General features: G+C 63.9%; 18 protein-coding genes, 1 tRNA gene and 2 riboswitches. Of the genes, 12 read left to right on the top strand and 7 right to left on the bottom strand.

Annotation, left to right across the window (positions count from 1 at the left end; genetic code table 11):
• The 4 genes from GCT19_RS17045 to GCT19_RS17060 all read right to left on the bottom strand — a co-directional run bounded on the left by GCT19_RS17045 (nucleotide 1) and on the right by GCT19_RS17060 (nucleotide 4,170).
• Nucleotides 1-1,038, bottom strand: a complete 1,038-nt coding sequence (locus GCT19_RS17045; protein WP_018432479.1) for a ketoacyl-ACP synthase III — start codon at nucleotides 1,036-1,038, stop codon at nucleotides 1-3.
• A gap of 4 nt (nucleotides 1,039-1,042) precedes the next feature.
• The gene (locus GCT19_RS17050; RefSeq protein ID WP_018432478.1) at nucleotides 1,043-1,285 is read right to left on the bottom strand and encodes an acyl carrier protein; all 243 of its coding nucleotides are present in this window, start codon (nucleotides 1,283-1,285) and stop codon (nucleotides 1,043-1,045) included.
• Entirely contained in the window at nucleotides 1,285-2,403 is a 1,119-nt protein-coding gene (locus GCT19_RS17055; protein ID WP_018432477.1) for a DegT/DnrJ/EryC1/StrS family aminotransferase, read from the bottom strand. Before GCT19_RS17055 ends, GCT19_RS17050 begins: the two co-directional genes overlap by 1 nt.
• Before the next feature lie 84 nt (nucleotides 2,404-2,487).
• Nucleotides 2,488-4,170: a glycosyltransferase family 2 protein gene (locus GCT19_RS17060; protein WP_152852591.1), complete on the bottom strand. Its 1,683-nt coding sequence runs from the start codon at nucleotides 4,168-4,170 to the stop codon at nucleotides 2,488-2,490.
• Nucleotides 4,171-4,554: 384 nt separating this feature from the next.
• On the opposite strand from GCT19_RS17060, the gene GCT19_RS17065 reads away from it, so the two are divergent.
• From GCT19_RS17065 to fliT, 3 genes are all read left to right on the top strand, one after another.
• Nucleotides 4,555-5,739 (top strand): flagellin, encoded by a 1,185-nt coding sequence (locus GCT19_RS17065; RefSeq protein WP_018432475.1) that lies wholly within the window; start codon nucleotides 4,555-4,557, stop codon nucleotides 5,737-5,739.
• Nucleotides 5,740-5,899: 160 nt separating this feature from the next.
• Nucleotides 5,900-7,471, top strand: a complete 1,572-nt coding sequence (fliD, locus tag GCT19_RS17070) for a flagellar filament capping protein FliD (protein ID WP_152852592.1) — start codon at nucleotides 5,900-5,902, stop codon at nucleotides 7,469-7,471.
• Between the two features lie 19 nt (nucleotides 7,472-7,490).
• Nucleotides 7,491-7,790, top strand: coding sequence for a flagellar protein FliT (gene fliT, locus GCT19_RS17075; RefSeq protein ID WP_152852593.1), 300 nt, complete (start codon nucleotides 7,491-7,493; stop codon nucleotides 7,788-7,790).
• A gap of 190 nt (nucleotides 7,791-7,980) precedes the next feature.
• Here the strand turns inward: fliT and GCT19_RS17080 are convergent.
• Nucleotides 7,981-8,056: transfer RNA gene (locus tag GCT19_RS17080), tRNA-Arg, on the bottom strand.
• Nucleotides 8,057-8,364: 308 nt separating this feature from the next.
• Here GCT19_RS17080 and GCT19_RS17085 point away from each other — a divergent pair.
• On the top strand, nucleotides 8,365-9,264 hold the full coding sequence (locus GCT19_RS17085; RefSeq protein ID WP_152852594.1) for a c-type cytochrome: 900 nt from the start codon (nucleotides 8,365-8,367) through the stop codon (nucleotides 9,262-9,264).
• A gap of 117 nt (nucleotides 9,265-9,381) precedes the next feature.
• Here GCT19_RS17085 and GCT19_RS17090 read toward each other — a convergent pair whose 3' ends face one another.
• Nucleotides 9,382-11,472: a UvrD-helicase domain-containing protein gene (locus GCT19_RS17090; RefSeq protein ID WP_018432471.1), complete on the bottom strand. Its 2,091-nt coding sequence runs from the start codon at nucleotides 11,470-11,472 to the stop codon at nucleotides 9,382-9,384.
• Between the two features lie 249 nt (nucleotides 11,473-11,721).
• Here GCT19_RS17090 and GCT19_RS17095 point away from each other — a divergent pair, with 249 nt between their 5' ends.
• The 8 genes from GCT19_RS17095 to GCT19_RS17130 all read left to right on the top strand — a co-directional run bounded on the left by GCT19_RS17095 (nucleotide 11,722) and on the right by GCT19_RS17130 (nucleotide 23,138).
• Nucleotides 11,722-12,771 carry an oxidoreductase gene (locus GCT19_RS17095; protein WP_152852595.1) on the top strand — a complete coding sequence of 350 codons (1,050 nt, stop codon included), beginning with the start codon at nucleotides 11,722-11,724 and terminating at the stop codon, nucleotides 12,769-12,771.
• 218 nt (nucleotides 12,772-12,989) lie between these two features.
• Nucleotides 12,990-13,340 (top strand): hypothetical protein, encoded by a 351-nt coding sequence (locus GCT19_RS17100; RefSeq protein ID WP_018432469.1) that lies wholly within the window; start codon nucleotides 12,990-12,992, stop codon nucleotides 13,338-13,340.
• 217 nt (nucleotides 13,341-13,557) lie between these two features.
• Nucleotides 13,558-13,659, top strand: a riboswitch (glycine riboswitch).
• 20 nt (nucleotides 13,660-13,679) lie between these two features.
• Nucleotides 13,680-13,840, top strand: a riboswitch (glycine riboswitch).
• A gap of 79 nt (nucleotides 13,841-13,919) precedes the next feature.
• The gene (gene gcvT, locus GCT19_RS17105; RefSeq protein ID WP_152852596.1) at nucleotides 13,920-15,038 is read left to right on the top strand and encodes a glycine cleavage system aminomethyltransferase GcvT; all 1,119 of its coding nucleotides are present in this window, start codon (nucleotides 13,920-13,922) and stop codon (nucleotides 15,036-15,038) included.
• A 61-nt stretch (nucleotides 15,039-15,099) separates the two neighbouring features.
• On the top strand, nucleotides 15,100-15,480 hold the full coding sequence (gcvH, locus tag GCT19_RS17110; RefSeq protein WP_013090937.1) for a glycine cleavage system protein GcvH: 381 nt from the start codon (nucleotides 15,100-15,102) through the stop codon (nucleotides 15,478-15,480).
• 82 nt (nucleotides 15,481-15,562) lie between these two features.
• Nucleotides 15,563-18,499, top strand: a complete 2,937-nt coding sequence (gene gcvP, locus GCT19_RS17115) for an aminomethyl-transferring glycine dehydrogenase (protein WP_152852597.1) — start codon at nucleotides 15,563-15,565, stop codon at nucleotides 18,497-18,499.
• A gap of 124 nt (nucleotides 18,500-18,623) precedes the next feature.
• Nucleotides 18,624-19,754, top strand: a complete 1,131-nt coding sequence (locus GCT19_RS17120) for an alginate lyase family protein (protein ID WP_018432466.1) — start codon at nucleotides 18,624-18,626, stop codon at nucleotides 19,752-19,754.
• Nucleotides 19,755-19,782: 28 nt separating this feature from the next.
• Nucleotides 19,783-21,171, top strand: coding sequence for an L-serine ammonia-lyase (locus GCT19_RS17125; RefSeq protein WP_152852598.1), 1,389 nt, complete (start codon nucleotides 19,783-19,785; stop codon nucleotides 21,169-21,171).
• 239 nt (nucleotides 21,172-21,410) lie between these two features.
• Nucleotides 21,411-23,138, top strand: coding sequence for a thiamine pyrophosphate-binding protein (locus GCT19_RS17130; RefSeq protein WP_018432464.1), 1,728 nt, complete (start codon nucleotides 21,411-21,413; stop codon nucleotides 23,136-23,138).
• 98 nt (nucleotides 23,139-23,236) lie between these two features.
• Here GCT19_RS17130 and GCT19_RS17135 read toward each other — a convergent pair whose 3' ends face one another.
• Nucleotides 23,237-24,385 carry a branched-chain amino acid ABC transporter substrate-binding protein gene (locus GCT19_RS17135; RefSeq protein ID WP_013090942.1) on the bottom strand — a complete coding sequence of 383 codons (1,149 nt, stop codon included), beginning with the start codon at nucleotides 24,383-24,385 and terminating at the stop codon, nucleotides 23,237-23,239.
• Nucleotides 24,386-24,456: the final 71 nt, after the last annotated feature.

The raw sequence follows: 24,456 nt of genomic DNA on the forward strand, positions 1-24,456 counted from the left end.
TCATGACTCGATCAATGCCGGAAACCTGGCGCCTTCAATATCCATAATGACGGTGCCCCACGACAGGCCAATACCGAAACCGCTCAATAGCAGGCGATGCCGGCCTTCGCCCAGCACCTCGTGCAAACGGGCCGTCATCGTCACCGGCAAGGATGCGCCGCTGGTATTGCCGAAATCCGGCAAGGTGGATGGCACTTTCTCCACCGGCAAACCCAGCTTCTTGCGGATGGTCTCGTTGATCATCCTGTTGGCTTGATGGAAGACGAAATAGTCAATGTCGTCCTTGCTCGTGCCTGTTCTTTCCAGAATCTTTTCTACTGCAGGCGGTACACGCTGCGTGGAAAAACTCAGCACGGCTGGGCCATCAAGCGTCAAGTCGAGTCCTGAATGATAAAAGCCGCCTTCATCCCGGGTCGGGATCATGTGGTGGATACCAACCGGCTCCCGATGTCCGCCGACCGGCAAGCAGATCGCCTTGTAACCGCTACCGTCGCTGTTGAGGTCGAAGTGCATCGGCGGCGCTTTCTCGTCGAATTCGAGTGCGGTCGCCGTGCCGGCGTCGGAGAACAAAGGATCGCGAAGGTTGCCCGAGCGATCGCCGATCAGCAGCAGCGCCTTCTTGATCGCGCCGGCGGCAATCATGCTGCCCAGCAGATGCAAACCGAACGGATAGCCGGAGCAGCCCAGGTTCACGTCATAGGCGATCGTCGCCTGCGACAGCTTCAGGCGATCCTGCAGGATGATCGCCGTCGATGGAATCAGGTAATCCGGCGACTGCGTCACGACAACGAGCGCATCGACCTCTTCCCGCTCCCACTCCAGCTCAGCCAGCAACTTCTCCGTTGCATCGAAAGCGAGATCGGAAAAGCATTGCCACTCCGGGCAAAGGCGTCGCGTCTGGATGCCGATATTGCGCACCAGGCGCTCGCGCTCCGAACGGATCTGCGGCGGAGCATCAAGGACGTTGTCATAGACACGTCTTGGCACACAGGTCGCCATGCCTGCGAAGCGCACATTGCGCAGAGTGGAAAAGGCCATGTTCTTATCCGAGCAGCTTGTAGAGATCGGTGATCGTTGCGCACTTCTTCAGGTCGTCACCCGAGATCACCTTGCCGAACTCCGTGTCGAACATCACGATCACGCCCAGTGCAGCCAGCGAATCCCATTCTTCCAGGCTGCTCAATTCCGTCTCCGGTTTCACTTCCACCGGATTCTGGAAATCGGTGACAACCAGAAAATTTTCAATAAAGCTTTCAATGCTGGGAATTACAAACTCGGTAGTCATCAAATATCTCCAATCAGTGCTGCAATCGTCTCGACCTCATCGTTCGTGAGGTTCGGATAAATCGGCAGGCAGATCACCTCTGCTGCCACCTTCGTCGCCACCGGCAAATTGCTGCGCGAAGCGCCGGACATGCCGCGATACATCGGGAACTCGGTGATCAACGGATAGAAATACCGGCGCCCATGAATTCCCTTTTCCCTCAATCGCTCAAAAAGGGCGTCCCGGCTGATCGGATATTCCTGTCCGACCAGAATCGGGTAATACGAAAAATTCCTGCCGTTACCTTCCCGTTGCTGCACGCATTCGATGCCCGGAACGCCTTTCAACAGCTCGCCGTACTTCGCGCCGATCTCGCGACGGCGCGCCAGTGCCTTTTCGATGTGCTGCAGTTGCAGCAAGCCGAAGGCGGCATTGACCTCGGCCATCTTGCCGTTGATGCCCGGTGCGACGACCGTGGTTTCGTCCACGATCCCGAAGTTCTTCAGGTTGTCGATGCGTTGTTTGGTCTTCTTGTCCGGGCAGACGATGGCGCCGCCCTCGAAGGTCGTAAACACCTTGGTGGCGTGAAAGCTCAATACGGAAAGGTCGCCGTGCCGCACGATGCTGCCGCCTTCGTCGCGCACGCCGAACGCATGCGCGGCGTCGTAGATCACTTTCAGGTTGTAGGTGTCGGCGATTTTTTGAATCGCCTCGACCTTGCAGGGATTGCCATAGCAATGCACCGGCAAGATAGCCGTGGTCTTGGGCGTGATGGCCGCTTCGATCTTCGCGGGATCAAGATTGAGTGTGTTCGGGTCGATGTCCACGAACACCGGCTCGATGCCATTCCAGCGTAAAGAGTGCGCCGTCGCGATGAAGGAGTACGGCGTCGTGATGACTTCGCCGGTGATGCGCAAGGCCTGCAGAGCCGTGACCAACGCCAGGGTGCCGTTCGAAAAGAGTGCGATGTGCTCGACGCCGAGATACTCGGCGAGCGCCTTTTCGAGGTGCTCGTGCATCGGCCCATGATTAGTCAGCCGGTGGGAATCCCAGATTTTTTCCAGATAGGGAATGAAGTCCTCCAGCGGTGGCATGTACGGCTGGGTGACATAGATGGGCGTCTGGCCGGGCGATTTCATGGGCAATCGAGATAAGTCGGTCCCGAGATTTTGACGCTCGCGCCGCCATTTCAGTCCTGTGAACTAAGGGGCTTTTCCCCCTTACTACGCCTCATTGGCATAAACCTGCGTCACCGGCACGTCATACCCCGCCTCTTCGCCGTATTTCTGCAGATACCGGATGTAGCCTTCGTTCCACGGCTCGGTGCCGTGCCGATGGCCGCCCTCGTGAATCACGCTGAGCGCCCACGTTCCCATCCGCAAGCCAGCCAGTTCGGCCTGGCGACAGAAGTCGAGATCGTAGAAGTCGAACGCAAAACGCTCGTCGAACCGGACACCCCGGGCCAGCAGCGTTTCGCTGTCGGCGATCAGCATCAAGCCATCGAGCAGCTTGCACTGTTGCTCCGGGGGCCCGTACAGATCGACTTCGTCGCAGGGCATGCCCCGACCACGGCCGACGCTTCCGCTCAGATGCTCCGCGTCCTGTTCAAAGCTGAGCGTCGTCGAATGCCAGGCCGGCTGCCCCGGCACGCGGCGCGTATTGCCAGCGATACCGACCACCTCGAAGTGCTCGAGTGCCGTGTGGATGCGTTCCTGCCAGAAGAAGTCGGCAAGCCAGACGTCATCGTGGATAAAGACGAGGATCGCCGGATCGGTGGCCGCTGCCTCGATCGCGGCGTTGTAGATTGCAGGCAAGCTTTGGGTGTTGTTGATCGTCAGCCTGATCTGTACATCGTCGCCGTGCATGGCGGAGCTGTACAGCCGCAGCGAACGGCCGAGCGCGGTTTCGGCCATGAACTGCTGCTGGTCTCCCCGCGTGGCGCAGATCAGACGCACGCGCTTGCGCTTCTTCGCGGCAGCCAGCGCGCGCGAGTGGGCGATGCCGTCGAGAAACCGGCGAGATTCGGGCAGTTCGCGAGGCGGCACGCGCCCCAGTTCGTCCAGGCTCTGCCGCAGCGGTTCGAGCCCCGACAGACCGCGCTTTTCGATCGCAAAGCTGTAAACCTCGCGGAGCCGCTCGCGAGCCTTGCCGAGCAGCTCGGCGCCGATGGTCCCGGCAGCCGCTTCGGCGCGCACCATGATTTCCCATTCGTAAAAGCCCGCCGCAAGCCAGGGGTTCGCCACGCCGGAGTTTTGCGTCGCGTGCCGCCGAAAGCAGCTGTGGTAGCCGCCAGCGAGGACGATCGGCCCCCGCTCCGCCATATTCAGGTACATCGCGACATCGGTCAGATAGATGAATCCGTGTTCCCGGTACTTCATCATGGAGCCGACATCGACCCGCTCGCGCACCAGCATCACGTTGCTGGGTTCACCGAGGAAGTTGTTGGCGGTCACCACTACGTTCTCGACCAGGAACGCGCGATCCAGCAGCGCCGTCGCGCCGGGCTGGATCAGTGCGGCTGGCACGTCGATCACCTTGTCGTCGGAGTCGATGACAACGCGCTGGTGAAAGGCCAGCGTCGATTGGGGGTGACTGTCGAGCGCGGCAACCAGCACGGCGACCGAGGTCGGCATCAAAAGATCGTCGTCGTAAAGCCACTTCACGTACCGGCCGCTAGCGTGCGCCCACAACTGCTCCTGATTGCGCAGGCCGTTCTGAAATCCGTGGTGAAAGTATCGAATCCGCGGATCGTTCGCATCCTCGACAATCTTGCGCAGTATGCCGTCGGGCGTGTCGTCGCCGACCAGGATTTCGATGTCCGTGAAGCTTTGAGCGCAGGCGCTCGCCAAAGTCTTCGCCAGGTATGTCGGCTTAAACGCGGGAATGAGGATGCTGACTGTTGGCATACGACTGGCGGCTGAATTAAGCGATCGGGCAGTGTAGCGGCCGCTGCCGAACCTTAATCCGGTGGACAAGCACGGTTTTCGCACCTAATTCCGCGGATGCGGAAACCCCGCGGTTCGCGCACGCCTCCGAATTGCGGAAAAATGCGCAATGACTAATGACTGGCCCGCGGCGCCGGGCGCAGACTGGCTGAAAGCCAGACGCAATATGAACGCCGGCCATACGCCTCGGCTCCCGAACCGAGGCCCCTGCGCGCCATCTGACTTCTTTCATCGATTCTCCCCTTAAAGTTTTTGCGGGGCAGACCGATATCCCAAGCAAGGCGGCAAACTCACACAGCGCTGCCAATTTTGGGATCGGGCTCGTGCCCTACTCGGAGAATTGAAATGCTCGGAATTAATACAAACATCAACTCGCTCGTTTCGCAGCAGAACCTGACTGGTTCGGGCAGCGCGCTGTCGCAGGCGATCACGCGCCTGTCGTCGGGTAAGCGCATCAACAGCGCAGCGGACGACGCAGCAGGCCTCGCGATCTCGAACATCATGCAGACCCAGATCAACGGTCTGAACCAGGGTGTGTCGAACTCGAACGACGGCACGTCGATGGTGCAAACCGCATCGAGCGGTCTTGCCTCGCTGACGAGCAGCCTGCAGCGTATCCGCCAGTTGGCCACGCAAGCAGCGAACGGCTCGATGACCAGCGACGACCGCGCGGCGCTGCAGAAGGAAGTCGCGCAACAGATTTCGGAAGTGAACCGTATCGCGTCGCAGACGACGTACAACGGCATGAACCTGCTCAACGGTTCGCTAGGCAACGTGTCGTTCCAGGTCGGCGCAAACGTCGGCCAGACGATCAGCCTGAGCCTGACGCAAGACATGTCGGCTGCGAAGCTCGGCACGGGCAACGTGCAGGTAGGCAACACGCTCGGTTCGTTCACCGGCCTGTCGCTGGACAACACCGGCGCGACGGTTGCTTCGGGCGCGACGATCACGGCAATCAACGTGCTCGCCGATGGCAAGGGCGGTTACACGCTGACGGACCAGAACAACCAGGCACTGACCAGCGCGATCGCTACCGCAGTGCTCGGCGCCGGTGTCACCATCACCGCCGACGCAGCTGGCAACGCAACCATCTCGGCCGCTAACGCTGCCACCGCAGGCACCGCTATCGCCACGAAGCTCGATAGCGTCACGACGGGCACCACGAAGACGTCGAACGACGCCGTCGGCGCGACGATCGACAAACTCAACGTCCCGTCGGACGTCGCGAACATCGACATCAGCACCCAGAGCGGCGCAAGCATGGCGATGGAATCGATCGACAACGCACTGACCACGCTGAACAACCTGCAAGCTACGCTCGGCGCGGCACAAAACCGCTTCAGCGCAATCGGCTCGACGCAGCAAGCTCAATCGACCGACCTCTCGACCGCCCAGTCGTCGATCCAGGACGCGAACTTCGCGGAAGAAACGGCTAACCTGAGCAAGGCACAGGTTCTGCAACAAGCCGGTATCTCGGTGCTGGCACAAGCGAACTCGCAGCCGCAACAGATCCTGAAGCTCCTCCAGTAAGACGCTTCCGGCTGCAGGTGTCCGGCGCGCAGCGTATCGCGCGCCGGACTCAAAACCGTCGGGAGGCTTGCCTCCCGATTGTCGTTTCCAGCGTTACACCGCGAATTAAACCGCGCATTCAACCGCTTTCACCGGCCTTGCCGACGCACGGAGCCTCCTCATGTCCACCGTAACCGGATCCACGACTACCGCGATCGCGAGCGCAGTCGCCACCACGACCGCCGCCGCCCAGGCGTCGGTGCAGGCAGCCGCCCAGTCGATCATCAGCGGCTCGACCAATTCGTCGATGGACACGACTGCGCTCGTCACCGCGCTCGTCAACAGCAAGACCGCCGGCCAGGCCGCGACCATCGCCGCCAACCAGACTGCGGACAATACGCTGATCTCGGCCTACGGCACGCTCTCCGCGGGACTGTCCGCGTTGCAGGCAGCCGTCTTGCCGCTCAGCGACGGCGACACGCTCAATACATTCTCGACCACCCTGAGCGGCACCGGCGTGACCGCCACGGCTGCGGCCGGCGCAGTGGCTGGTTCGTACTCGCTCAATGTGGCGCAGGTCGCCACGTCGCAGGTGCTGACCTCGGCGGGCTATGGCGCGAGCACAAACCTGGCTTCCGGCTCGGCCACGATGACCCTGACGGTCAACGGCCAGACCAGCACCATTTCCCTGAACAGCTCGAACAGCACGATTGCCGGCATTGCCTCGGCGATCAATTCGGCCAACGACAATCCCGGCGTAACCGCAACCGTGGTGACCGGCGCGGACGGCGCCCACCTCGTGCTGCAATCGAAGTCGACCGGCGGGTCGAGCGGCATCAGTATCGCGATCAACGATTCGAACTCGAGCGACGACCTGAACAAGCTCGCGGTGACGACCACCGCCGGCGGGTCGATCTCCAGCGCGAGCGATCTGACCGGTACCGACAGCAGCGGCAATCCGATCAACCCGAGCCAGTCGACGATCTCCGGCTCAGGCTGGACCCAGACGCAGGCCGCCCAGGATTCGTACTTCACGCTCGGCGGCGTCGGCGTGAGCAGTTCAACGAACTCCGTGAAGACAGCCCTGTCCGGTGTGACGCTGAACCTCACGGCAGCGGCAGTGGGCACCACGCAGACGCTCACCATCGCGCAGGACACCAGCGCGGAATCCACGGCGATCAATAATTTCGTCACCGTCTACAACACGCTGGTCACGACGATGGCATCGCTGACGGCGTACAACGCGACCTCGACATCGCAGGGCGTACTGCTCGGCGACTCCACGTTGAGCATGATCCAGAACCAGCTCGCCAAGATCGTGGGCGGCGGCGTGGGCAGCGGCTCCTCGAAGACGACGCTCGACGCGATCGGCATTTCGCTCCAGGCGGACGGCACGCTGTCGGTCGATAACACGACGCTCAGCAATGCGCTGCAGAACAATCAGTCGGTCGTGGCCTCGCTGTTCAATCCGACCAATGGCATCGCCGCGCAACTCGACGACAACGTCACGAACTACACCTCGTCCGGCGGCATCATTCAAAACCGTACGGACGCGATCAACGCCGACCTGAAGAGCCTCACGAACCAGCAGACGACGCTGACAGCGTGGCAGGCCCAGCTCACCAGCATGTACACCGCGCAGTTCACCGCGCTCAACACGCTGATGTCAACGATGAACAACAACTCGCAGTACCTCACGCAACTGTTCGGTGGCACCAACAGCGCAGGTGCGCTTGCCACGAACAAGGGCTGAGCGCAGCGGGGAGCCAACCATGCAAAACGTAGCCCCGATCGAGCGCATCTGGCAGATGACGAAGGATCTCGAACTGGCGGCCGCTGTCGGCGACTGGGAGCGGGCCGCGCGGCTTGCGGACGAGCGCTCGCCGCTCTTGACGGCGCTCGGCGCGCAGCCGCCGCAGGAGGTGATGGCAAGACTCAGGGAAATTCACGAGATCGACAGCCGGATCTTCGAAGCCGCGCGTGTCGCGCAGCAGGAGCTGGGCGCCGAGTATCAGGCGAACATGCAGTCGAGTCGCAATGCCGGGCGGTATTTGAGCATGGCGATGGCTTGAGGCAGGAACCACGATTCGCTGCCCATTTGCGTACCTTGGCCCGCCTTGCGCGGGCTTTTCTTTTTGCAGCAGCCCTGATTTTCGATGGGGGGCGGGTTTTCGGCGTCGCCTAAAATGAAAAAGGCCCTCGGCATTTGCCTTAGGGCCTTGATTTTGCTAGGTTTAATCCACCCAGCATCACTTCGAATTTTGGCGCGCCCGGCTGGGATCGAACCAGCAACCCCTGCCTTCGGAGGGCAGTACTCTATCCATTGAGCTACGGGCGCTTCACCACAAAACTGCGGGGAATCTACACGAAAGCGCGGCAACCAGAACGGACACGACGCCAACGCGAGAGACCGCAAGGATACCCGGTTTCGGCCGAACCGTCCACCGGACGGCCTCCGACACACGCCCCAGCGCCTTCCCCGAGCCCTGTCATCGCCCGTGCCGATGCGGGTAAACGCCTGCTGAACGCCGTCCAGGCCCCCTCGCCGCCGCCGAAACCTTGCGTCTATAATCGTCCGTGGCTGATCAAGAACAAGAAGTTGCCGTCGCGCTGTACCGCTCACATACCCACGGAGACGAGACAAGCATGAGCGAAGCACCACACGGAGCCCCGATCAAAACCCCAGCACAGCTCATCGCCGCGGTCATCGCCGGGTTTGCTGTGCCAATCATCATCATCGTTCTGCTCGCCGTCTACGTCGACAATTCGACACGCACCGGCGCTGGTACCGACTCCCTCTCCGAAGCCGAAGTCACCTCCCGCATCCATCCGATCGCCCAGGTCGAAATCCGCGACGCCAACGCGCCGCGCGTCTACAAGAGCGGCGAGGAAGTCTACAAGGCGGTCTGCTCGGCGTGTCACGCGTCGGGTGCCGCGGGCGCGCCGAAATTCACCAACACCGCCGACTGGGCGCCGCGCATCGCGCAAGGCTTCGACACGCTGTGGCACACCGCACTGTCCGGCAAAGGCGCGATGCCGCCGCGCGGCGGCACGAGCCCGGACGACTACAGCGATTTCGAGATCGCGCGCGCGGTCATCTATATGGCGAACAATTCGGGCGCGAGCTTCCCCGAGCCGGCGCAGCCGGCGGCGGGCGCGGCGGCGGCGTCGGGTGCCGGTGCGGCATCCGGCGCGGCAGCCGCATCGGACGCGGGCGCAGCCCAGGCCGCCGCGGCGATGGCCGCCATGGCCAGCGTGCCGCAGACTCCCGCCCCGGCAGCAGCTGGCGCACAAAGCGCGGACGCTTCGCAGGCCGGCAAGGCGCTGTATCAGTCGGTATGTCAGGCGTGTCACGCGGCCGGCGTGTTGAACGCGCCGAAGTTCGGCGACAAGGAAGCATGGGCGCCGCGCCTGAAGGACTCGATGGACACGGTCTACAACTACGCGCTGCACGGCAAGGGCGCGATGCCACCGAAGGGCGGCTCGAACGCATCGGATGCGGACGTGAAAGCCGCGGTCGACTATATGGTCAGCGCGGTGAAGTGAACCGCGCGGCGTCGGCCGCTGAACAAAAAATCCCTGCATGCGCTAACGCGATGCAGGGATTTTTTTATGCGCAATGACAAGCAACCGCATCTGGCGGACATTTGAAGCCTGGCCCGCTCACGCCTTCTGCAACAGCGCCTTCAGACTCGCGAGCCGATCCTTCGGCGACATCGGCGCTTCTTCCGGCGTCGGCGGCGGCGCGTCGTCGAGCAGCATTTCGTTGATGAAGCGCGACGGCTCGCAGACGATCGTCTCCCGCGCCCGCTTGCGCTTCTTGCACCAGTTCAGATGCAGGCTGCGCTGCGCGCGCGTGATCGCGACGTACATCAGCCGGCGTTCCTCCTCGATGCGCGCGTCGTCGATCGGCTCGTCGTCCGCGCCGCCGCGATGCGGCATGATGCCTTCCTCGACGCCGACCAGGAACACGTGCGGATACTCGAGCCCCTTCGACGCGTGCACGGTCGACAGCCGCACCGCATCCGGATCTTCCTCGCGACCTTCGAGCATCGACATCAGCGCGACCGTCTGGATCAGCCCGAGCAGGTTCTTGCCGGTGTCGCCGAAGCCGTCGGCGGTGTCGTAGCCGGTCGCCTCGCTGCCGCTGCCGCCCGCCGGCTCTTCCTTCGTCCCCTTGCGCTTCAACCACTCGATGAATTCGAGCACGTTCTGCCACTTCGCCTGCGCCTGGCGTTCGTCGAACGCGTCGTACAGATACGCTTCGTAGTGAATCGCCTCCATCAGCTCGTCGAGCAGCGTGCCCGCCGCGTCCTTCTCCGCGCGGTCGGTCAGGCGCTGCATGAAGTCGCAGAACGCGCGCATCGGCTCGATCTGACGCGGCGACAGACGCGCCTCGATGCCGCCCATGTAGACCGCCTCGAACAGCGACACCTTCGCCTGACCCGCGAACGCGCCGAGCGCCTCCAGCGTCGTATTGCCGACGCCGCGGCGCGGTGTGGTGATCGCGCGGATGAACGCGGGGTCGTCGTTCGCATTGGCGATCAGGCGCAGGTACGCGCAGATGTCCTTGATCTCGGCCTTGTCGAAGAACGACTGGCCACCCGACAGCACGTACGGAATCCGTTCACGGCGTAGCACCTGCTCGAAGATGCGCGCCTGGAAGTTGCCGCGATACAGGATCGCGTAGTCGCGGAAATTTGCGCGCCGCTCGAACTTGTGCGCGGACAGCCGAAACACGACCGACTCCGCCTCGTGCTCCTCGTCGTTGCAGCCCGTCACCGTGATCGTGTCGCCCATGCCGTGCTCGGACCACAGCTTTTTCTCGAACAGCTTCGGGTTGTTCGCGATCACGTTGTTCGCGGCGGTCAGGATGCGCACCGTCGAGCGGTAATTCTGCTCGAGCTTGATCAGGTGCAGATTCGGAAAATCCTTGCCGAGCTGGCCGAGGTTTTCGAGCGTCGCGCCGCGCCAGCCGTAGATCGCCTGGTCGTCGTCGCCGACCGCCGTGAACGCCGCGCGCTTGCCGGCCAGCAGCTTCACCAGTTCGTACTGGCACGCGTTGGTGTCCTGATACTCGTCGATCAGCAGATAACGCAGCTTGTTCTGCCAGCGGTCGCGCACCTGCTCGTTGCTTGCGAACAGTTCGGCGGGCAGGCGGATCAGATCGTCGAAATCGACCGCCTGATACGCATGCAGCGTCGCCACGTAGTTGCGATAGACGATCGCCGCCTGGTGCTCGTCCTCGGTCGATGCGGTCGCAATTGCCTGTTCGGGCATGATCAGGCCGTTCTTCCACAGCGAGATGATCGACTGGATCTTGCGAATGAAGCCCTTGTCGGTCGAGCCGACCTGCTCCTGGATCATGCCGAAGCAGTCGTCGGAATCCATGATCGAGAACTGCGGCTTCAGGCCGACGTGTTCCGCCTCCTGCCGCAGGATCTGCACGCCGAGCGAGTGGAAGGTACACACCGTCAGCTGGTTCACGGGCACCTTGCGGCCTTCTTTGCCGGGCGCGGTCAGCGTCTTGCCTTCGAGCAGCTTGCCGACGCGCTCGCGCATTTCCGCCGCGGCCTTGTTCGTGAACGTGACGGCGGCGATGTGACGTGGCTCGAAGCCCTTCGCTTCGATCAGGTGCGCGATTTTCTGTGTGATCACGCGTGTCTTGCCGCTACCGGCGCCGGCGAGCACGAGACAGGGGCCGTCGAGATAACGGACCGCTTCACTTTGAGCGGGGTTCAGGCCTGCGGACATCGTTTGTGGATGGGTAATACGGTTGAGGGCCGCTGAAGTCGGACCGGCGGGAGGCACCGGCCGAAGGCCCGGGACATGCTGCGCGGCTCGATGCGCGCGAGAGGTGCGATGTTAACATGGACAACCGCGACGGACCCCGCGATGGGGCCATGCTCGGCCCCCGGTCCAACCCACAAATGCCACAATAATGAGATTGCGCGCCGCCGCCGCGGTGGCAAGGCGGCGCGCCGTTCCTTCAGGAAGAATCGCATGTCCGCATCGCTGAAGATTGGATTGATGGGCTACGGCTTCGCCGGCGCGACGTTTCACGCACCCGTGATTGAGCATTGCGGACGCGCGAGCGTCGCCGCGATTGCGACCGGGCAATCCGAGCGCGCGCACGCCGACTATCCGCACGCGAAGATCGTCGCCGATCTCGACGCGCTGCTCGCGCTCGACGACATCGATTGCGTCGTGATCGCGACGCCCAACGACACTCACTTCGACCTCGCGCGCCGCACGCTGGAAGCCGGCAAGCACGTGGTCGTCGACAAGCCTGTCACGCTGAGCGCCGCCGACGCGCACACGCTTGCGAATATCGCGCTCGCTCGTAGCAAACTGTTCGCGCCCTTTTACAACCGCCGCTGGGACGGCGATTTTCTGACCGTGCGCGATCTGCTCGCGCGCGTGGAACTGGGTCGCGTCACGCACTACGAATCGCATTTCGACCGCTTCCGGCCGGGCGTGCGTCAGCGCTGGCGCGAAGACGTGACGCGCGGCGGCGGTCTGCTGTTCGATCTCGGTCCGCATCTGATCGACCAGGCGCTCGCCCTCTTCGGCGCGCCGCAGACCGTCTCGGCGACGGTGCGCGCGCATCGCGACGACGCAAGCGCACCCGACTACGTGCACATCCAACTCGGCTATGAGGCGTTCGAGGTCGTGCTGCACGCGAGCGCGCTGACCGCATTGCCGGGACCGCGCTTTGCTATTCATGGCACGCGCGGCAGCTATGTGAAGCACGGGCTCGATACCCAGGAAGATCAGCTGAAAGCCGGCCTGCGCCCCGGCGACGCAGGCTTCGGCGCCGGCAACACCCCCGGCGTGCTGCGCGTGCTCGAAGGTGACAAGGAAGTCGAGCGCGAATTGCCGACCCGCAACGGCGAGTACGCAGGCTTCTATATTGCGTTGGCCGATGCGATCCAGAACGGCGTCGCATTTCCGGTCAGCACGCGCGACGCGGTCGACGTGATGACGATCATCGAACTGGCCGCGCGCAGTTCCGAGCAAGGCGTGCGGCTGCCATTCGAGCGCATTCGCTGAGCCTTGCATCACTGCGCGTCGGACCGTGCCCGCGCGGTCTGTGTACCAAAAGCGGAATGACCTTTTGCGCCGAGAAGGCCGTCGGCGCAGGGCTTTCCTGACGTTCCAGAAAGGAACATAACGTTACAAGTTCGCCCGTGGCCGAGTCAGCGGGCGTTCCTCGTCATCCGTTGCTAGCGAGGTAGCAATTCGATACGACAACGACTCCGGGAGAATCCATGTCTCGAATCATCCGTGCCCTGGTTGCATGCGCGCTGCTCGGCTCCGTCACCGCCTGCGTGGTGACGCCCCCGCCGGCGCCGCATCCGAGCCCCACTCCGAAGCAGATCGCGGACCAGCGCCTGCGCCAGGTCGAAGGCCGCATCGACAATCTCGCGCGCCGTATCGACACTCGCGTGAATCGAGGCTATTACCCGCCGCCGCAAGGCGCCGCGCTGCATCACCGTCTCGAGACGATCCGCCAGGAAGCGCATGACATGGCCACACAGCATGGCGGCGGTTTGTCTTCGGAAGAACAGCGCGTGCTGAACCAGGAACTGGACAGTGCGGCTCATGCGATCGGCGAGTGAGTCAGCGGGCAAGTCGGCAAACGAGTTGGCAAACGCGTCAGCAGGTGAGCGCCCACTATCGCTCAGCGTGCGGTGACGGATAGCGCCGGGACAAGCAACTGAAAAGCGCGGGCATACGACCCGCGCTTTTCTTTTTTGCGCCCCGAACCGTCGCGGTCACTCCCGACAGCGCTCCCGGCCCTTTAATTGACAAGCCCCGGCCCGTCGCGTACATTCGCCGCACGCGTCGGGAGAGCGCGCTGGCAAGCGAAAAATCGCAGGCCGCGCCGCCGAAGGGGCACACCCGCAAACTCTCAGGCAAAAGGACCGACCGCGTCGAAAACCCGTCTTCCGGCGGTTTTTTCGCACTCTGGAGAGCGGCAGTAGCCATCCGCGTCGCACGTCGTGCACCGCAGGCAGGCTGCCCACCGAAGGGGCGCGCGTTTCACCGTGACGAATCGAGCTCATTGAGCCCGTCGCGGCGGCGCAATCTCTCAGGTATCGAGGACAGAGGGGTCATGCAGAACACGCTCGCAGGCACAAGGCCGCGAGGCAGTGCGCCGCATGGCCTTTTTTGTTTCGCGAGACGCCCGAGGCCCCATGACCGAACTCAAACACACCCCGCTCCACGCCGCTCACCGTGCGCTCAATGCCCGCATGGTCGACTTCGGCGGCTGGGACATGCCCGTCAACTACGGCTCGCAGATCGAGGAACATCGCGCGGTGCGCACCGACGCCGGCATGTTCGACGTGTCCCACATGTGCGTGGTCGACTTCACCGGCGAGCGCGTCCGCGCGTTCTTCGAATACGCGCTCGCGAACAACGTCGCGAAGCTGCAAACGCCGGGCCGCGCGCTCTACTCCTGCATGCTGAATCCGAACGGCGGCGTGATCGACGACCTGATCGTCTATTACTTCGGCGAAGACTACTTCCGCGTGGTCGTCAACGCCGGCACCGCCGACAAAGACATCGCCTGGTTCGGCCAGCTCAACGCCGAAGGCGGCTTCGGCCTCACCATCACGCCGCGCCGCGACCTGGCGATCGTCGCCGTGCAAGGCCCGAACGCGCGCGAAAAAGCCTGGCAAACCGTGCCGGCCGCGCGCGCCGCGACCGAAGCGCTGAAGCCGTTCAACGCCGCGCGCATCGACGGCACGCCGTTCGGCGAGCTGACCGTCGCGCGCACCGGCTACACCGGCGAAGACGGCTTCGAGATCATCGTGCCGGCTACCCACGTCGAAGCGCTGTGGAATGCACTTGCCGCCCACGGCGTGCGCCCGGCTGGTCTCGGCGCGCGCGACACACTGCGCCTCGAAGCCGGCATGAATCTGTACGGCCAGGACATGGACGACAATGTCTCGCCACTCGACGCCGGCCTCGCATGGACCGTCGACCTCACCTCACCGCGCGACTTCGTCGGCAAGAGCAGCCTGGAAGCCGGCGGCTCGCGCGCCGCGTTCGTCGGCCTGATCCTGCTGAAGGAAAACGGCAAGGCCGCCGGCGTGCTGCGCGCGCATCAGAAAGTCGTCACGCCGCACGGCGACGGCGAAATCACCAGCGGAACGTTCTCGCCGACCATGCAGGAATCGATCGCCTTCGCGCGCGTGCCGCAAGGCGTGCAGCCGGGCGACACGGTGCATGTCCAGATTCGCGACAAAGCCTGCCCCGCAAGCGTGGTAAAACTGCCGTTCGTGCGCAACGGCAAGGTGCTGGTGGTCTAAGCGGCCGGCGCACGCCCCCTACATTCAAACCACTACCGAACATACCGATTAGGAGCATCCAATGAGCATCCCGGCCGATCTGAAATACACCGAATCGCACGAATGGGTCCGCACCGAAGCGGACGGCACGCTGACGGTCGGCATCACCGACCACGCGCAGGAAGCGCTCGGCGACATCGTCTTCTTCGAAGTCCAGGAACTCGGCAAGTCCGTGACCGCGGGCGACACCGTCGCCGTGATCGAATCGGTGAAGGCCGCTTCCGATATTTACGCGCCGGTTTCGGGCGAAGTCATCGAAGCGAACACGGCCGTCGGCGACTCGCCGGACACCGTCAACAGCACGCCGTACGACAGCTGGCTGTTCAAGATCAAGCCGGCCGCCGATGCGTCGCTGGAGCGTCTGCTCGACGCCGACGCGTACGCGAAGTCGATCGGCGCCTGAGTCGCTGCCTGATTCACTTTTCGTTTTAACCGTCAGGCGCGGCGCTCGCACAACGGCGCGCGCCGCGCCGCCAGGAACACCCATGAAGCTCGAACACCCGGATCGTCTGATGAACCGCACTCCTCTCTCGCTCGCCGCGCTCGAAGTGCACGACGCCTTCGCCGAACGGCATATCGGCCCGGACACGGCCGACCAGCAAGCGATGCTCGAAGCAATCGGCTTCGCGTCGCGCGCGGCATTGATCGACGCCGTCATCCCGAAGACGATCCGCCGCACCGAAGCGCTGCCGCTCGGCCCCTTCGCGCAGCCGAAGAGCGAAGCCGAAGCGCTCGCTGCCCTGCGCGAGCTCGCGGACAAGAACCAGGTGTTCCGCTCCTACATCGGCCAGGGCTATTACAACGCCCATACGCCGACGGTGATCCTGCGCAACGTGCTGGAGAATCCGGCGTGGTACACCGCGTACACGCCGTACCAGCCTGAAATTTCCCAAGGCCGTCTGGAAGGGCTGCTGAACTTCCAGCAGATGGTCACCGACCTGACCGGCCTCGCGATCTCGAACGCATCGCTGCTCGATGAAGCGACCGCTGCAGCCGAAGCGATGACGCTGCTGCAACGTGTCGGCAAACCGAAGTCGAACGTGTTCTTCGTCGCCGACGACGTATTGCCGCAAACCATCGAAGTCGTGAAGACGCGCGCGACTCCGGTCGGCATCGAAGTGAAAGTCGGCCCGGCCGCTGAGGCTGCCGACGCCAACGCATTCGGCGTGCTGCTGCAATACCCGGGCGTGAACGGCGACGTGCGCGACTACCGCGCGCTGACCGAAGCGATCCACGCGGCGGGCGGCCATGTGGTCGTCGCCGCCGACCTGCTCGCCTTGACGGTTCTGACGCCGCCGGGTGAATGGGGTGCGGACGTGGCCGTCGGCAATACGCAGCGGTTCGGCGTGCCGGTCGGCTTCGGCGGCCCGCATGCCGCGTACCTCGCGGTGCGCGACGAATTCAAGCGGCAGATGCCCGGACGTCTGGTCGGCGTGACCGTCGACGCCCAAGGCAACCCCGCGCTGCGTCTCGCGCTGCAAACGCGCGAGCAGCACATCCGCCGCGAGAAGGCGACCTCGAACGTGTGTACCGCGCAGGCGCTGCTCGCGATCATGGCGAGCATGTACGCGGTCTATCACGGGCCGCACGGCCTGAAGACGATTGCGCTGCGCGTGAACCGCATCGCCACGCTGCTCGCCGAAGGCGCGAAGCAACTCGGCTACAAGCTCGTCAACCAAACCTTCTTCGACACGCTCACATTCGACACCGGCGCACGCACGCAAGCGCTGCACGACGCGGCCACGGCGAAGGGCATCAACCTGCGCCACGTGAGCGCGACGCAAGTCGGCCTGTCGATCGACGAAACCACCACCCGCCACGATCTGGCCGACCTGCTCGCGGTGTTCGCGCAAGCGGCCTTCGCGAGCGACGTGCCGCAAGTCGACGCGCTCGACGCCGCGCTGAGCGCATCGAAGACCGCATCGGTGCCGGCCGCGCTCGAACGCACGAGCGCGTACCTGACGCATCACGTGTTCAACCGTCATCATTCGGAAACGGAAATGCTGCGCTATCTGCGCAGCCTGTCGGACAAGGATCTCGCGCTCGATCGCTCGATGATCCCGCTCGGCTCGTGCACGATGAAGCTGAACGCGACGTCGGAAATGCTGCCGGTCACGTGGCCCGAGTTCGGCCAGATCCATCCGTTCGCACCGGCCGAACAGACCGTCGGCTACCGCGAGATGATCGATCAGCTCGAAGCGATGCTGGTTGCCGCGACCGGCTATGCGGCCGTATCGCTGCAGCCGAACGCGGGCTCGCAGGGCGAGTACGCGGGTCTGCTGATCATCCACGCCTATCACGCGTCGCGCGGCGAAGCGCAGCGCAACGTCTGTCTGATTCCCGCTTCGGCGCACGGCACGAACCCGGCGTCGGCGCAGATGGCTGGCATGCAGGTCGTGGTCGTCGCATGCGACGCTCAGGGCAACGTCGATATCGAAGACCTGAAGAAGAAGGCCGCGCAGCACGCCGATAAGCTTGCGGCGATCATGATCACATACCCGTCGACGCACGGCGTGTTCGAGCAGAACGTCCGCGAAATCTGCGAGATCGTGCATGCGCACGGCGGCCAGGTGTATGTGGACGGCGCGAACATGAACGCGATGGTCGGTCTGTGCGCGCCGGGTCAGTTCGGCGGCGACGTCTCGCACCTGAACCTGCACAAGACCTTCTGCATTCCGCACGGCGGCGGCGGACCGGGCGTCGGTCCGGTGGCGGTCGGCGCGCACCTCGCGCAGTTCCTGCCGAACCAGACTTCGTCGGGCTACGAGCGTGCCCCGCAAGGCATTGGCGCGGTGTCGTCCGCGCCGTACGGCTCGGCGTCGATCCTGCCGATCTCGTGGATGTACATCGCGATGATGGGCGCGAAGAATCTGACCGCCGCGACCGAAACCGCGATCCTCAACGCGAACTACGTCGCGAACAAGCTCGCGCCGCACTATCCGGTGTTGTACTCGGGCCCCGGCGGCCTCGTCGCACACGAGTGCATTCTCGATCTGCGTCCGATCAAGGACACGAGCGGCATCACCGTCGACGACGTCGCCAAGCGCCTCGCCGACTACGGCTTCCACGCGCCGACGATGAGCTTCCCGGTGCCGGGCACGCTGATGGTCGAGCCGACCGAGTCGGAGTCGAAGGAAGAGCTCGACCGCTTCATCGAGGCGATGATCGCGATCCGCGAGGAAATCCGCGCGGTCGAGGAAGGCCGCTCGGACCGCGAGGACAATCCGCTGAAGCACGCGCCGCACACGGCGGCGGTCGTGATCGCCGACGACTGGAAGCATGCCTATGCGCGCGAGACGGCCGCGTATCCGCTGAAAACGCTGATCGCGAACAAGTACTGGCCGCCGGTCGGCCGCGCGGACAACGTGTACGGCGATCGCAACCTGTTCTGCTCGTGCGTGCCGATCGCCGATTACGAGTAACAGCGAGTCAGGAGACGTCACGCGCGGCGCTGCGAAGGTCCGTCAGCGTGCGCGCGCGATCCTGTTGTTGAAAGCCGCAACCGGCTAACATCACACACCGAATCAGCCTAACGAGGAGTTTCGCATGGCGCGAAAGGTGCGATTGATGCAAAGCCAAGACGAGGCGGCGGGTCTCCGTCCGTGGCGACCCGCTTACGCTGTGCTGCTGGCCGGCGCGGCCGTGCTGTTGCCGCTGCGCGAGGCGCAAGCCGCGATGAATTTCTGCGCGGCGCCGGCGCTGCAAACAAGCGAGCGCACCAATGCCGATCCCGGCGTCAAGGCGCTCGTCGCCAACGTGCTGGCGCATCTGAACGAGCAGCCCCATGCGCTCGCGAAACTGCACACCGAAGGCACGCTGCCGCACGAGGGTATCTACGATCAGAGCGTCGAAGCGCAGAAGGATCTCGACCTGCTGCGCGACGCCGCGCTCGCGTGGCGCGCGACCAGCGACGACCGCTTCCTGAAGCTCGTCGACCGCCTGCTGTATGCATGGGTCACGACCTATCAGCCGAGCTTCAATCCGATCGACGAAACGGGTTTCGAAGGGCTGATCCTCGCGTATGACATGACCGCGAGCGCGCTGCCCGTCAAAACGCGCAACGCGGCGATGGCGTTTCTGACGAAGTTCGCCAACGGCTATATCGCACAGATCGACGCGCAGCCGCGGCCGCTCACCGGCACGTTCCGTAACAATTGGCAAAGCCACCGCATCAAGCTGATCGCAATGGCCGCGTTCACGCTCGACAATCGCAAGATGATCAACGCCGCGCAACGGCTGTTCGTCGAGCATATCGGCGACAACATCGCGCCGGACGGCTCGACGATCGACTTCGGCGAGCGTGATGCGCTGCACTACGTCACCTACGATCTGCAACCACTGGTGACAGCCGCGCTCGCCGCGCGCCGGCATAACCGCAACTGGCTGCAGGAGAAGGGCGCGAACGGCGCGACGCTGCTCGCCGCGCTGAACTGGCTCGTGCCGTTTGCGATGGGTACCCAGACGCATGAGGAATTCGTGCATTCGAACGTCGCGTTCGATGCGAAACGTCGCGAGGCCGGCTTGCCCGGCTATTCGGGTCGGTGGGACCCGAAGAACGCGGCGGAACTGTTTCACCTGGCGGCGCGTCTCGATGGACGCTTCACGCCAGTCGCGCTGCAGCTCGCACCGACGCCGCCCGCGTGGCTGGCCGTGTGCTTGCCGCTGGCGGCGCGCTAAACTCTTATCCATAGGCAGGGAGCAGTACATGGCAGTCAGCGTCTTCGATCTCTTCAAAATCGGCATTGGTCCGTCGAGCTCGCATACGGTCGGGCCGATGCGCGCGGCGCTGATGTTCGTCCAGGGACTCGAGCGCGACGGGCTGCTCGATTCCACCGCAGCGGTGAAAGCGGAGCTGTACGGCTCGCTCGGCGCGACCGGCAAAGGGCACGGCACCGATCGCGGCGTGATGCTAGGCCTGATGGGCGATGCGCCCGACACCGTCGATCCCGACACGATCGCGCAACGGCTGGAAGCGGTGCGCACGTCGCGCAAACTCGCGCTGCTCGGCACGCACGAGGTACCTTTCGTGCAGAAGGAGCAGATCGCGTTTTATCGCCAGGCGCTGCCCGAGCATCCAAACGGCCTGAAGCTGTTCGCGTTCGATGCGCAAGGCGCGACGCTGCGCGAGTCGACCTATCTGTCGGTCGGCGGCGGCTTCGTCGTGACGGCCGGCGCGCCGAACATGAAGGTGTTGAGCGCCGTCGACCAGCTTCCACACTCGTTTCGTACCGGCAATGAATTGCTCGCGCTGTGCGCGTCGAGCGGCAAGAGCATCGCGCAGCTGATGTGGGAAAACGAACGAGTCTGGAACAGCGAGGAAGAAACGCGCGCGGGTCTGCTGAAGATCTGGGACGTGATGCAATCATGCGTCGCGCGCGGATGCGGCATCAACAATCCCGACGCCGATGGTCACTTGCCCGGCCCCTTCCAGGTGAAGCGGCGCGCGCCACAACTGTATCGCGCGTTGACGGGCAATCCTGAGCGCGCGTTGCAGGACCCGCTGTCGATGGTCGACTGGATCAACCTGTACGCGATCGCCGTCAACGAAGAGAACGCCGCGGGCGGGCGCGTCGTCACCGCGCCGACCAACGGCGCGGCCGGCATCATTCCGGCGGTGCTGCATTACTACACGCGCTTCATGCCGGGCGCGAACGAGCAGGGCGTGATCGACTTCCTGATGACGGCCGCCGCGATCGGCATCCTGTACAAGCTGAACGCGTCGATCTCCGGCGCGGAGGTGGGCTGTCAGGGCGAAGTCGGCGTCGCCTGCTCGATGGCCGCGGGCGCGCTGGCCGCCGTGATGGGCGGCACGCCCAAGCAGGTCGAGAACGCGGCGGAAATCGGCATGGAGCACAACCTCGGGCTCACCTGCGATCCGGTTGGCGGCATGGTGCAGATTCCGTGCATCGAGCGCAATGCGATGGCATCGGTGAAAGCAGTCAATGCCGCGCGCATGGCGCTGCGCGGCGACGGCAGCCACTACGTGTCGCTCGATTCGGTGATCAAGACGATGCGCGAAACCGGCGCGGACATGAAGACCAAGTACAAGGAAACGTCGCGCGGCGGACTCGCGGTGAATATCGTCGAATGTTGACTCGTTGAGCGCCGCATTCAATTGCACGCGATCGCATCGGAAAAACGCGGGCCCTGCGGCCCGCGTTTTTCATTTGGGCGATCGCGTTGCGCCTGCGCCGATCGAACAGTTGCGCTGCGCCATGACAGCGCCCACGTGCTCGGCGTAAGCTGACGTAGCATGCATCGGCCGCTGTTGGAGATTTCGTCGATGCGGCTCCATTCCAACGCACTCACGCACTGCCAGGAGGCTTCTTCGCAATGTCGCTGCCGAATGCTCCCGCTGCCAATTCCGCTTCCCAGACCGCACGCACGACCGGCGCGCGCCTCGTCGTCGATGCGTTGCTCACGCACGGCGTCGAACGCGTGTTCTGCGTTCCCGGCGAAAGCTTTCTCGCCGTGCTCGATTCGCTGCACGACGAAACCGACCGCATCCAGACGATCGTCTGCCGTCACGAAGCCGCGGCCGCGAACATGGCCGAAGCGGTCGGCAAGCTGACCGGCCGTCCGGGTGTCGCGCTGGTCACGCGCGGACCGGGCGCGACGCATGCGTCGATCGGCGTGCACACCGCGTTTCAGGACTCCACGCCGATGATCCTGCTGATCGGCCAGTGCGCGCGCGAGCATCTCGATCGCGAGGCGTTCCAGGAGATCGATTACCGGCGCATGTTCGGTCAGATGGCGAAGTGGGTCGCGCAGATCGACGACCCGAAGCGTATCCCCGAATATCTGAGCCATGCGTTTCATACGGCCACTTCGGGGCGGCCGGGGCCGGTCGTGCTGGCATTGCCCGAAGACGTATTGAGCGATGCCTGCGATGCGGTGCCTGGCGTGCCCGCTTATCATCGCGTGGCGGCGTCGCCGTCGGCAGCGCAGATCGCGCGACTGCGCGAGTTGCTCGAAGGCGCGCAACGGCCGATGGTGATCGCTGGCGGCAGCGGCTGGACAGAGGGCGCATGCGCGGACCTGCGGCGTTTCATCGAAAACTGGCAGTTGCCGATCGGCCTCGCGTTCCGCTTCCAGGACACTTTCGACAACGAGCATCCGAACTACGCGGGCGACGTCGGTCTCGGCATCAATCCCGCGCTCGCTCAGCGCATTCGCGACGCGGACTTGCTGCTCACTCTCGGTCCGCGCCTCGGCGAAGCGACGACCAACGGCTACACGCTGCTCGACATTCCGAAGACGAAGCAGACTCTCGTGCACGTGCATCAGGGAGCGGAAGAACTGGGGCGCGTCTATGCGGCCGATCTGCCGATCGTCTCCGGCATGCCTGAACTTGCGGCGATGCTTGCGGAGCTGAAGCCGTCATCGTCAGGCAAGCTGGCTTGGGCCGGTGCTGCCGGGGAAGCGCATCGCGTGTATCTGGAATGGCGCAAGCCGCGTCCAATTCCCGGCGACGTACAGATGGGCGAAGTGATCCAGCAATTGCGCGCGCACTTGCCCGAGGACGCGATCCTCACCAACGGCGCGGGCAATTACGCGACGTGGCTGCATCGGCATTTCTCATATCGACACTTCCGTTCGCAGCTCGCACCGACGAGCGGCGCGATGGGCTACGGCGTGCCGGCGGCGCTCGCGGCAAAGTCGCTGTATCCGCAACGCGCGGTGGTCGCGCTCGCCGGCGACGGGTGCTTCATGATGGCCGCGCAGGAGCTGGCAACCGCGATGCAGTACGACCTGCGCGTGCTGTTCATCGTCGTCAACAACAGCCATTTCGGCACGATCCGCATGCACCAGGAGCGGCACTATCCGCATCGCGTGCATGGCACCGGTCTCACGAATCCGGACTTCGCTGCATTCGCGCGATCGTTCGGCGCGCATGGCGAGACCGTTGAGCGTACCGAGGATTTTCTGCCGGCGTTGCAGCGCGCGATCGAATCGCAGCTGCCGGCCGTGATCGAAATTCGGATGCCGCAGGAAGCCAGCACGCCGGCGGCGACGCTCGAGATGATTCGTGAGCAGGGGAGGAAGATGCGAGGGGAGTGAAAGTGGCCGCGTGACCGGATAGCGCGTCGAATGCGCCGCTCATGAAAAAACCCCGCCGAAGCGGGGTTTTTTGTGGTCAACCGGGTTCAGCAAAAAACTTACTTGCCGCCCACGCTTTGCAGCGTCGTCCACTTGCCATCGACGACCTTGTACAGCGTGATACCGCCGTTTTTCAGATCGCCGCGCTCGTCGTACGCGAGGTTGCTCGACGTGACGGCCGGCTTCGAGGTCTTCGCGAGCACCGGCAGGTACTTGGCCGGATCGGTCGAGTTCGCGTTCTTCATCGCGGCGAACATCGCCATCGCGCCATCGAACGCGTACGGCGAGTACGTTTGCACGTCTTCGTTGAAGCGCGCCTTGTACTTCTCGACATACGCCTTGCCGCCCGGCATCTCTTCGAGCGGCAGACCGGCGAGCGAAGCCACCGTGCCGTTCGCCGCGTCGCCGGCGAGCTTGATGAAGGTCGGCGTGTGGACCATTTCGCCGCCCATCAGCGGCGCCTTCACGCCGAGCTGCTTCATCTGCTTGACCATCGGTGCGGCTTGCGAATCCGCGCCGCCGTAATAGATCAGATCCGGGTTCGACGACTTCAGCTTGGTCAGGATCGACTTGAAGTCGACGGCCTTGTCGTTCGTGTATTCACGATCGACGATCGTCGCGCCAGCCGCCTTCGCTGCCTTCTCGAACTGATCCGCCAGACCCTGGCCGTACGCGGTGCGATCGTCGACGATCGCGATCTTCTTCATGCCGAGGTTCTTCACCGCGAACGTGCCGGCGACCGAGCCTTGCTGCGTGTCCGACGTCATCATGCGGAAGGTCGTCTTGAAGCCCTGCTGCGTGTATTCCGGCGCGGTCGCCATCGCGATCTGCGGAATGCCCGCGTTCGCGTAGATGCGCGAGGCCGGAATCGTCGTGCCCGAGTTGAAGTGGCCGAGCATGCCCTTGATGCCGTCATCCACGAGCTTCTGCGCGACCGTCGTGCCGGTACGCGGGTCGGCCTGGTCGTCGGCCGAGTCGAGCACGATGCGAACCGGCTTGCCGCCGATCACCGGCTTCGTCGCGTTGAACTCTTCGACCGCGAGCGTGATGCCGTTCTGGAAGTCCTTGCCGTAGTGCGCCTGTGCGCCCGTCATCGGACCGGCGAAGCCGATCTTCACGTCTTCCGTCGATTGAGCGTTGGCCGTCCCCGCCAGCGACATAGCGGCAACCAGAGCTGCGCCTGCCAGCTGTTTCATTTTGTGTTGCATAGCTTCTCCTTGATACCAGGTGTGGATGAAGCGGTGTCGGGGTCGCCGTGCCCGCTTCCTTTCTATTGAAG

The sequence above is a fragment of the Paraburkholderia atlantica genome (genome assembly GCF_009362785.1).
Taxonomy (GTDB): Bacteria; Pseudomonadota; Gammaproteobacteria; order Burkholderiales; family Burkholderiaceae; genus Paraburkholderia; species Paraburkholderia atlantica.

Coding starts and splice junctions, on each gene's coding strand:
- GCT19_RS17045 (WP_018432479.1), bottom strand. CDS start 1,038: ATGGCCTTTTCCACTCTGCGCAATGTGCGCTTCGCAGGCATGGCGACC.
- GCT19_RS17050 (WP_018432478.1), bottom strand. CDS start 1,285: ATGACTACCGAGTTTGTAATTCCCAGCATTGAAAGCTTTATTGAAAAT.
- GCT19_RS17055 (WP_018432477.1), bottom strand. CDS start 2,403: ATGAAATCGCCCGGCCAGACGCCCATCTATGTCACCCAGCCGTACATG.
- GCT19_RS17060 (WP_152852591.1), bottom strand. CDS start 4,170: ATGCCAACAGTCAGCATCCTCATTCCCGCGTTTAAGCCGACATACCTG.
- GCT19_RS17065 (WP_018432475.1), top strand. CDS start 4,555: ATGCTCGGAATTAATACAAACATCAACTCGCTCGTTTCGCAGCAGAAC.
- fliD (WP_152852592.1), top strand. CDS start 5,900: ATGTCCACCGTAACCGGATCCACGACTACCGCGATCGCGAGCGCAGTC.
- fliT (WP_152852593.1), top strand. CDS start 7,491: ATGCAAAACGTAGCCCCGATCGAGCGCATCTGGCAGATGACGAAGGAT.
- GCT19_RS17085 (WP_152852594.1), top strand. CDS start 8,365: ATGAGCGAAGCACCACACGGAGCCCCGATCAAAACCCCAGCACAGCTC.
- GCT19_RS17090 (WP_018432471.1), bottom strand. CDS start 11,472: ATGTCCGCAGGCCTGAACCCCGCTCAAAGTGAAGCGGTCCGTTATCTC.
- GCT19_RS17095 (WP_152852595.1), top strand. CDS start 11,722: ATGTCCGCATCGCTGAAGATTGGATTGATGGGCTACGGCTTCGCCGGC.
- GCT19_RS17100 (WP_018432469.1), top strand. CDS start 12,990: ATGTCTCGAATCATCCGTGCCCTGGTTGCATGCGCGCTGCTCGGCTCC.
- gcvT (WP_152852596.1), top strand. CDS start 13,920: ATGACCGAACTCAAACACACCCCGCTCCACGCCGCTCACCGTGCGCTC.
- gcvH (WP_013090937.1), top strand. CDS start 15,100: ATGAGCATCCCGGCCGATCTGAAATACACCGAATCGCACGAATGGGTC.
- gcvP (WP_152852597.1), top strand. CDS start 15,563: ATGAAGCTCGAACACCCGGATCGTCTGATGAACCGCACTCCTCTCTCG.
- GCT19_RS17120 (WP_018432466.1), top strand. CDS start 18,624: ATGGCGCGAAAGGTGCGATTGATGCAAAGCCAAGACGAGGCGGCGGGT.
- GCT19_RS17125 (WP_152852598.1), top strand. CDS start 19,783: ATGGCAGTCAGCGTCTTCGATCTCTTCAAAATCGGCATTGGTCCGTCG.
- GCT19_RS17130 (WP_018432464.1), top strand. CDS start 21,411: ATGTCGCTGCCGAATGCTCCCGCTGCCAATTCCGCTTCCCAGACCGCA.
- GCT19_RS17135 (WP_013090942.1), bottom strand. CDS start 24,385: ATGCAACACAAAATGAAACAGCTGGCAGGCGCAGCTCTGGTTGCCGCT.